Source organism: Halorubrum sp. Atlit-28R, from assembly GCF_003665955.1.
In the GTDB taxonomy this organism is placed as follows: domain Archaea; phylum Halobacteriota; class Halobacteria; order Halobacteriales; family Haloferacaceae; genus Halorubrum; species Halorubrum tropicale.
This window is the reverse complement of the sequence record NZ_QPLS01000318.1, coordinates 1-429: the sequence shown is the minus strand read 5'-3', so window position 1 is coordinate 429 and position 429 is coordinate 1. Positions and strand designations below refer to the sequence as shown.

Here is a 429-nt window from a genome sequence, read left to right as displayed (position 1 = left end):
CCGGTCGGATGATGTTGCCACAAAGCAACGATTATATATCCCGCCATCCAGTCGGCGATCCCGCCAGCAAACCTTTGACGTAGACTGAGCAATCGCAGCTTTTCGATGCTGGGTAAATTTCATCCATAGGCAAACGCACATCATGTCGAGATACGTTTCGCTGGACAGCAAGATGCAAAGTCGATTGCGCACCACAGCGATTGTGGCCGCCGATTACGCCATCAACATTCTGATATTGTTTGGCTTCGCAGTCATCGGCACAGTCCCTTATGACGTGGTCATCAAACTGCTGCTGGTGGCTATTGCATTCAATGCAATTTTTTTGGGCGGCACTGCGCTAGGCTTGGCACAGCGTTTCAGCGAGTCAGCCAGCACCGGAGTCCAGATATTGGCCGCATGCGGCATCAATCTGCTGGGGCTGCTGTACGC

1 protein-coding gene is annotated in these 429 nt (G+C 52.7%); it reads left to right on the top strand.

Going from position 1 to position 429, the window contains the following annotated elements; all coding sequences use genetic code 11:
• Window positions 1–184: 184 nt before the first annotated feature.
• The coding region (locus DVK06_RS18115; RefSeq protein WP_233561836.1) for a hypothetical protein at window positions 185–429 on the top strand (245 nt) is incomplete at its 3' end.